Raw genomic sequence first — 6,218 nt, 5'->3', positions numbered from 1 at the left:
GCTTCCTTGCCATTCCATTCCTCCTTCGTGGCCATTCCTAAAATAGAAATTGGACCATTCAGAAGGGGGCAGATCAACGATCCGTTCGTCGTAAAGCTTAGAGCGATGTTCACTGTACAGGCCTATTGAAATCACTGCTCCACACTCTTGCTAGGCATCCCTTACCCTTCTTATGATGCCCATAAGTCGAAGGGGAAACAAACAAAATGGCCGAACCTAAGAGCGATACCGAACGTAAGTTCGAAGTGAAGCCGCTATTCGCCGAACCATACTTTCGCATCAACATCGCGGACGCGATAAGTCCCGAACAGGTAACCTTTATCAAGAGCCTAAAATTTCTGAAAAGCCAAGTGAACCATATATCTGAGGAACTCTACCTATTCGAACGCAAGGAGATGAAGAGTATCAAGAAGGCAGTCCATGAGGCATTGGACACCTTTGCTCGTGAGGTGATGGGCATTGCCCAAAAGTTGACCGTCACGCAGAGCTGGGCACTCCTGAACCCTCCCGGGGTAGGGATGCACGGGCACACCCACTCAAACTCCATTGTTTCAGGATCGCTCTATTTCACCGATCTCCCCAACCCGCCAGGCAACATGATCTTCGAGCGACATAATCACTACCGCCAGATCGAATTGATAGTTGGTCATGACAAGACCAACATCTACAATGCCACCCGGAATGCTATCGCACCAAAGAAAGGAGACCTGATCCTCTTTTCGAGCGCTTTGCAGCATTACGTCGAGCCCAATAATTCCAACTTGGATCGCCACTCCATCGCCTTCAACACTTTTGTGCGCGGAAAGATCGGATCGTTTCGCGATGTTAGCGAACTTGAACTCTAGTTTGGTCGGCTTGCAGTTCCAATCCTAACACCCAATCAACCGCGCGAATGGCTTCCTTTTCGCGGTTTGACCGTGAGAACGGCCATGTGGAATGGAGTTTTGCCTATCCAGCCTTATGCCAGCATCCAATCATGCACTTGCTGCGCCTCTTCGCCTTGCGCTTGCGCGGCTCGGTGTAGGCTTCCGGTTGCGTCCAGTCGGTCATCGCGCCGTTCCTTTGATCAGAGGGCCTAGGATCGCCAAATGTGGCTTCCCAAACTCACGGATTTCTGCGGTTTTCAGGGATGCGTAGCGTCCCGAGTTTTACGGTCAGCAGGGGCAGGTGCTCAGGTGTCAAACACGGGACGTTTTGAGGCCGTGTGAGGCTCGATGTGCGTGTTGAATGAAGAGGGGTATTGTGCTTCTGTCTGTCCGCGTCATAGATTTGATTCTAATGACTTGAGCAGGACATGGGGGTGTCACGTGATAAGAAGAACTGCTGCTCTTATGGCGCTCTTCTCGATGACAGGTTGCAGTGATCTGGGTCTCGGAATTGGTGAGGTGGAGTGTCTTACGACTGACGGACATGAAGCTGTCTTCGCAGTCTTCAAAGAGCAAGTCGAGCGCCAGCTCTCTGATGAACTTAAGGGTGAATATCGGATCGACAGAGGCAAGATACGTGCTTCAATTAAGCAGCTAAAATTCGAGATTGCCGATGTCCGGACATCCAAAGAGGACCCGAACAGCACGAAGAAATACTGCACTGGGAGTCTGAATGTGGCCTTCTCGGCAAGCGCTCTCGACGAAGCTGACGAAGCACTTGCTGCGGTAGAAGCAGGCAGCGTGTCTGATTTTGCGGACCAGTATGATTATCGGCGCAACGCGAACTCGTTCTCGATTCCGATAGATTATACGGTTCAGCCCACGGACGATAACGAAGTGGTCTTTGCCGAGGTCGAAGACGGCGAAAGCGCGTTCGAGTTCATATCTAGATTAGTGGGGGCTCAGCTTCTCCGCACGAAAGTGGTTAATGAGCAAAACGAGCGCCTGCGCTTTGAAGCCGAACAAGCAAAGGCTGAGCGGGATGCTAATGCTGCTGTTTTGGCTGCCAGTCTAGCCGAAGCGAAGGCGAGCAACCAACTTGCAGAGCAGGCCATAAATGCCACTTGGAGAGCCCTGAGCCAGGAGACGAGAGATCAACTTTTGCTGGTGCAAAGAGCATGGATCAAGAAGAAGGACACGACCTGTCGTCTTGAAGCAGCCCAAAGCTCTGTCGAAGATACAGAGCGGGAAATTGCCAATCTCAACTGTTTAGCGCGCTTCAACACTGATCGAACCAGGTTCCTCGAAAGCTACTTGGAATACGCCTACGACTGAAGCCTAACCTTGCCCTATGCAGACATTACGACTTCTTGCTGAGCGCCAGCACCACTTCCGGCGCTAAGTTCCGCAACTCAATCAGCGCCATCATCTTCGCGCCATCGATCGTGAAGGTGCCGTCGCCGTTCGCTCGCTCGCGCAGATCGAAGCACTTGCAGCCAGCACCTTCAACGCGGGAGCCGAAGTCGTGGTTGTGGTTCATGCCAGCAGGCTAAGGCTGGATGAGCGGTTGCGGCACGGCTAACTTGGGCTAAACTAGCCCTGTGTGCCGTATCCTTTCGATCCTTCTTCTAGTTCTTGCGTTCGGCTGGGCATCGCCTGTTCTCGCCGACGTCAATTTGAGCTTTCACAGCTTCAATGGATCGGTATTGGTGGGGCGCTATCCGCATGCGTTCATTGTGCTCGAAGGGGAGCTTGAGAACGGGCAGAACGTCAACGAGAACTACGGCTTCACAGCCAAATCGGTCGGCCCGTCGGTGCTCAATGGCCCGGTCGAACATGACATTCTGGTCGAAAAACCCCATTATATCTCTTCGACCAATCGCCACTTCACCGTTACGATCACAGACGAGCAATACCGCAAGATCGTGGCCGAGGTGAAGGCGTGGCGCGATGCCCCGGGCAAGTATTACGATCTTGAAACACGCAACTGCATCCATTTCGTTGGCGCGATAGCGAAGATCGTGGAGCTGAAGGTCGAATATCCTAAAGGCATGCTGCGCCGCCCGAAGAAGTGGCTAAACTACATTACATCGCTCAACCCGTCGCTGGGGACGAAGATCATAAAGTAATGGAGGAATCCGTGCTCTTGCGCTTCCTCCCTCCGCGCCCCAGCACGGTCAGGGCCTTCGTAAGTTGCTGGCCTTACGGTCCGGTGATGATCTCAAACCGATCTGCGCGCGAGTCTCAAAAAGAATTAACATTATTATGCGTTTGAGTAATGTCATCATCCTTAAACCAGGAATTTTGCAAGTTACGCCCGCAAGCAGCAAGTGACAGCACCTTCGCGGTGGGGAGTGGTTGGCCGATCGGTGGAAATCAAAAGACCCCGACCGCAGGAGATAGGGTGGCGATCGGGGTCTCTGGGTCGAGGGTGAGTGGAATGCCTAGCCCCCCCCTCTAAGGAAGGCAGGCTAACTCAAGCGGTTCGATTCGCGAGCGGTATTGTTGCCGGATGGTTGGCTAAAGCGCAGCAATGCGCCTGCATTCGCTGGCCCAATAGCCGAAGTCGAACACCCTATCGCCTTGGCTGTCTATCCGCTCCAAGCCTGACTTCGCGGCATTGTCGAGGATGAGGGTGAGTTCACTCAGCAAGGCCAGAGCCTCTGCATGGCGGGGGCCTTCGATCTGGGTCGCGGTGTGGTTGTCATTCATCCCAGCAGGTTATGCCTGGGCGGCTGAATGGTGGGTGAAAAAAAGACCCCGAGCAGGCATTGCATTGGGACAGTCCGCTCGGGGCTTTAGTCGAGGAACTGGCTAGGCCATTTCCTTCGGGTCGCAGTGACTGATTGCGCCATGTCTGGGCTAGAGTCTTTGATCTACGTCAAGCGCCAGCACGATTTCCGGCGCGAGGTTCCGCAACTCGATCAGCGCCATCATCTTCGCGCCGTCTATCGTGAACGTGCCATCGTCATTGCTACGCTCACGCAGATCGGAGCACTTGCGATAAGCACCTTCAACGCGGGCGGCTAGGTCGGCATGCATGGTGTCAGACTAGCGGGCAGCCCTTAGCGCCGCCAGCCCAGCCAACAAGGCCTCAAGATGCGTCCAATTCTCATCTTGATCTAGAAGTGCACTGCGCACCGATCGTGGTTCAAGGTCGAGTTCATCCCGTATTTTGTTGTCGATCTGAATACGGGCGTCTGCAAAGTGGCATTGACCTGCAAACCGATGTTTGTCGCCGCCAAAATCGTTCGCCACCCAAAGTTGCTCAAGATATGTGGCCCACTGCATATCTAGCATATCAATCAACAGACTTCGTTCTTTATCTGTCGGAAGGCTTAAGGCGGCGGCCTTTACTAGTTCATAGTATTGGCCCTCCCGGATGCCCAGGAACCCGAACGGAAACACGTCTTTAAACTGGTGCCATTTGAACCCAGCTCCATTGATCTGCTGAAGGGCGCCATCAAAGTCGAAGCCATTGCTCTTATAATCATGCATCTGAATGATCCTTCTATATTGAGCACCTTCGAGAAACTGGCCGTTAGGAGGGGTCGGCTGAACGGGTGGATTGGGGAGTGACGCACTAGAAGTTAGTGATCCGACCAACAACCATCCCGGCGGTCATGGCGACGCAACCAATTAGTGACCCTGTGAGAGCTTCCGTCCAAGAAATGCCAATAAATAGAGCTGCAAGGACAATACCGGTAGAGAACGCCACCGAGACTATCGCTATGGCCATGAGCAAGAGCCAAAGTATCAGGGCAGCAAAGAAAGTAATGAGGCGTTGTGCAACTTTTTCGTCGATCCAATTCTCGACCGTTTCCTGCAACGGTTTGAAGAAAAATTTGAAGAAGACGCCATAGACGATGAGCGCGATCGCCAATGGCAAGACACGCATCAGCTTGCATATCGGAATTGGGCGTGCCGCTTTCTCTTAATCAGCGGGTCCTAGGTTCGAGCCCTAGTGCGTCCACCATCACACTCCTTTCTCCATGTTTGCCAGATCCATAGCCCTCACCGGGCGTGAATTGCCGCGTCAACACATCCGATCATCACATTTGCCAGCTTGCGATCACATCTTGATGTGATATTGATTGCAGCATGAGCACATCGACCATCACACGCGTTCGCAATCTCGTCACCTCCGGCGAAATGACGCGAGCAGGCCTCGCCCGCGCATCGGGCCTCCATGCCAACACCCTGCGCGACTGCACGGATGACAGCTGGAACCCCACCGCTGAAACCCTGACGAAGCTGGAGAACTTCCTCTCGAATAGCGGGGACCGCCCCGCTCTCGTCAGCATCGAAGAGATCATCGACGAAGCGCGCAACGGGCGCATGTACATCCTGGTGGATGACGAGGATCGCGAGAACGAAGGCGATTTGATCATCCCGGCGCAGATGGCGACCCCCAACGCCATCAACTTCATGGCGACGCACGGGCGCGGCCTGATCTGCCTGGCGCTCGACCGCAAGCGGGTCGAGCAGCTCAGCCTCGAGCCGATGAGCCGCAACAATAAGGAAAGCATGCAGACCGCCTTCACGATCTCGATCGAGGCGAAGGAAGGCGTGACCACCGGTATTTCCGCGGCAGACCGTGCGCGCACAATCTCGGTCGCGATCGACGCGTCGAAGGGCCCAGAGGATATCGTCACGCCGGGCCATGTCTTCCCGCTCACCGCGCGCGACGGCGGCGTACTGGTCCGTGCGGGCCACACCGAGGCCGCGGTCGACATCAGCCGCCTCGCCGGTCTCAATCCCTCGGGCGTGATCTGCGAGATCATGAACGAAGACGGCACGATGGCGCGGCTCGACGACCTGATCGGCTTTGCCCGCAAGCACGACCTCAAGATCGGCACCATTCGTGACCTCATCGAATACCGCCGCCGCAACGACCATCTGGTCGAACGCGTTGGCGAGCGCAGCTTCGAATCCGATTATGGCGGGCAGTGGCGCTTGCTGACCTATCGCAACAAGGTCGACGGCAGCGAAGCGCTGGTGCTGCAGAAGGGCCATGTGGTCCCGGGCGAACCCACCCTCACCCGCGTCCACCCGATTTCGGTACTCGACGACCTGCTGGGCCAGCCCGGCCCGCGCAAGCGCACGCTCCAGCGCTCGATGCTCGCGGTGGGCGAGCACGGATCAGGCGTGATCGTGATCCTGCGCGACCGCCCGGCGACCAGCAACTACAGCGAGGAAGACGAAATCCGCAATGTCGGGATCGGCTCGCAGATCCTGGCCGACCTCAGGATCCACGACATGATCCTGCTCAGCAATTCGCAACCCAATGTCGTCGCGATCGAAGGCTATGGCCTCAACATCGTCGGCCACATGCCGATCCCGGAGTGACCC

General features: G+C 55.3%; 9 protein-coding genes. 4 read left to right on the top strand and 5 right to left on the bottom strand.

The annotated features are described in order from the left end of the window. Positions 1 to 206 precede the first annotated feature (206 nt). Together VRS74_RS09665 and VRS74_RS09660 are read left to right on the top strand one after the other, a co-directional pair. Positions 207 to 845, top strand: a complete 639-nt coding sequence (locus VRS74_RS09665) for a TIGR02466 family protein (protein WP_354145047.1) — start codon at positions 207 to 209, stop codon at positions 843 to 845. A gap of 486 nt (positions 846 to 1,331) precedes the next feature. Continuing rightward, entirely contained in the window at positions 1,332 to 2,201 is an 870-nt protein-coding gene (locus VRS74_RS09660; protein ID WP_354145046.1) for a lysozyme inhibitor LprI family protein, read from the top strand. A gap of 25 nt (positions 2,202 to 2,226) precedes the next feature. Here VRS74_RS09660 and VRS74_RS09655 read toward each other — a convergent pair whose 3' ends face one another. Next, complete coding sequence (locus VRS74_RS09655) at positions 2,227 to 2,406, bottom strand: hypothetical protein (RefSeq protein ID WP_354145045.1); 180 nt, start codon at positions 2,404 to 2,406, stop codon at positions 2,227 to 2,229. Between the two features lie 61 nt (positions 2,407 to 2,467). On the opposite strand from VRS74_RS09655, the gene VRS74_RS09650 reads away from it, so the two are divergent. Continuing rightward, positions 2,468 to 2,995: a hypothetical protein gene (locus VRS74_RS09650; RefSeq protein ID WP_354145044.1), complete on the top strand. Its 528-nt coding sequence runs from the start codon at positions 2,468 to 2,470 to the stop codon at positions 2,993 to 2,995. A 391-nt stretch (positions 2,996 to 3,386) separates the two neighbouring features. On the opposite strand, the gene VRS74_RS09645 is transcribed toward VRS74_RS09650, so the two are convergent. From VRS74_RS09645 to VRS74_RS09630, 4 genes are all read right to left on the bottom strand, one after another. After that, complete coding sequence (locus VRS74_RS09645) at positions 3,387 to 3,578, bottom strand: hypothetical protein (RefSeq protein ID WP_354145043.1); 192 nt, start codon at positions 3,576 to 3,578, stop codon at positions 3,387 to 3,389. A gap of 150 nt (positions 3,579 to 3,728) precedes the next feature. Beyond that, on the bottom strand, positions 3,729 to 3,908 hold the full coding sequence (locus VRS74_RS09640; RefSeq protein ID WP_354145042.1) for a hypothetical protein: 180 nt from the start codon (positions 3,906 to 3,908) through the stop codon (positions 3,729 to 3,731). A 9-nt stretch (positions 3,909 to 3,917) separates the two neighbouring features. Further along, positions 3,918 to 4,364 carry a hypothetical protein gene (locus tag VRS74_RS09635; protein ID WP_354145041.1) on the bottom strand — a complete coding sequence of 149 codons (447 nt, stop codon included), beginning with the start codon at positions 4,362 to 4,364 and terminating at the stop codon, positions 3,918 to 3,920. An 85-nt stretch (positions 4,365 to 4,449) separates the two neighbouring features. Continuing rightward, on the bottom strand, positions 4,450 to 4,749 hold the full coding sequence (locus tag VRS74_RS09630) for a hypothetical protein (protein ID WP_354145040.1): 300 nt from the start codon (positions 4,747 to 4,749) through the stop codon (positions 4,450 to 4,452). Between the two features lie 218 nt (positions 4,750 to 4,967). Between VRS74_RS09630 and ribB the strand changes: the two genes are divergently transcribed. Continuing rightward, positions 4,968 to 6,215, top strand: a complete 1,248-nt coding sequence (gene ribB, locus VRS74_RS09625) for a 3,4-dihydroxy-2-butanone-4-phosphate synthase (RefSeq protein ID WP_354145039.1) — start codon at positions 4,968 to 4,970, stop codon at positions 6,213 to 6,215. Positions 6,216 to 6,218 lie beyond the last annotated feature (3 nt).

The sequence above is a fragment of the Altererythrobacter litoralis genome (assembly GCF_036324225.1).
In the GTDB taxonomy this organism is placed as follows: Bacteria; Pseudomonadota; Alphaproteobacteria; order Sphingomonadales; family Sphingomonadaceae; genus Erythrobacter; species Erythrobacter litoralis_A.
This window is presented reverse-complemented; position numbering and strand designations above follow the sequence as displayed.

Excerpts from the sequence above, each read along its gene's own strand:
- VRS74_RS09635 (WP_354145041.1), bottom strand. The coding sequence starts at position 4,364 with ATGCATGATTATAAGAGCAATGGCTTCGACTTTGATGGCGCCCTTCAG.
- ribB (WP_354145039.1), top strand. The coding sequence starts at position 4,968 with ATGAGCACATCGACCATCACACGCGTTCGCAATCTCGTCACCTCCGGC.
- VRS74_RS09640 (WP_354145042.1), bottom strand. The coding sequence starts at position 3,908 with ATGCATGCCGACCTAGCCGCCCGCGTTGAAGGTGCTTATCGCAAGTGC.
- VRS74_RS09665 (WP_354145047.1), top strand. The coding sequence starts at position 207 with ATGGCCGAACCTAAGAGCGATACCGAACGTAAGTTCGAAGTGAAGCCG.
- VRS74_RS09655 (WP_354145045.1), bottom strand. The coding sequence starts at position 2,406 with ATGAACCACAACCACGACTTCGGCTCCCGCGTTGAAGGTGCTGGCTGC.
- VRS74_RS09645 (WP_354145043.1), bottom strand. The coding sequence starts at position 3,578 with ATGAATGACAACCACACCGCGACCCAGATCGAAGGCCCCCGCCATGCA.
- VRS74_RS09660 (WP_354145046.1), top strand. The coding sequence starts at position 1,332 with ATGGCGCTCTTCTCGATGACAGGTTGCAGTGATCTGGGTCTCGGAATT.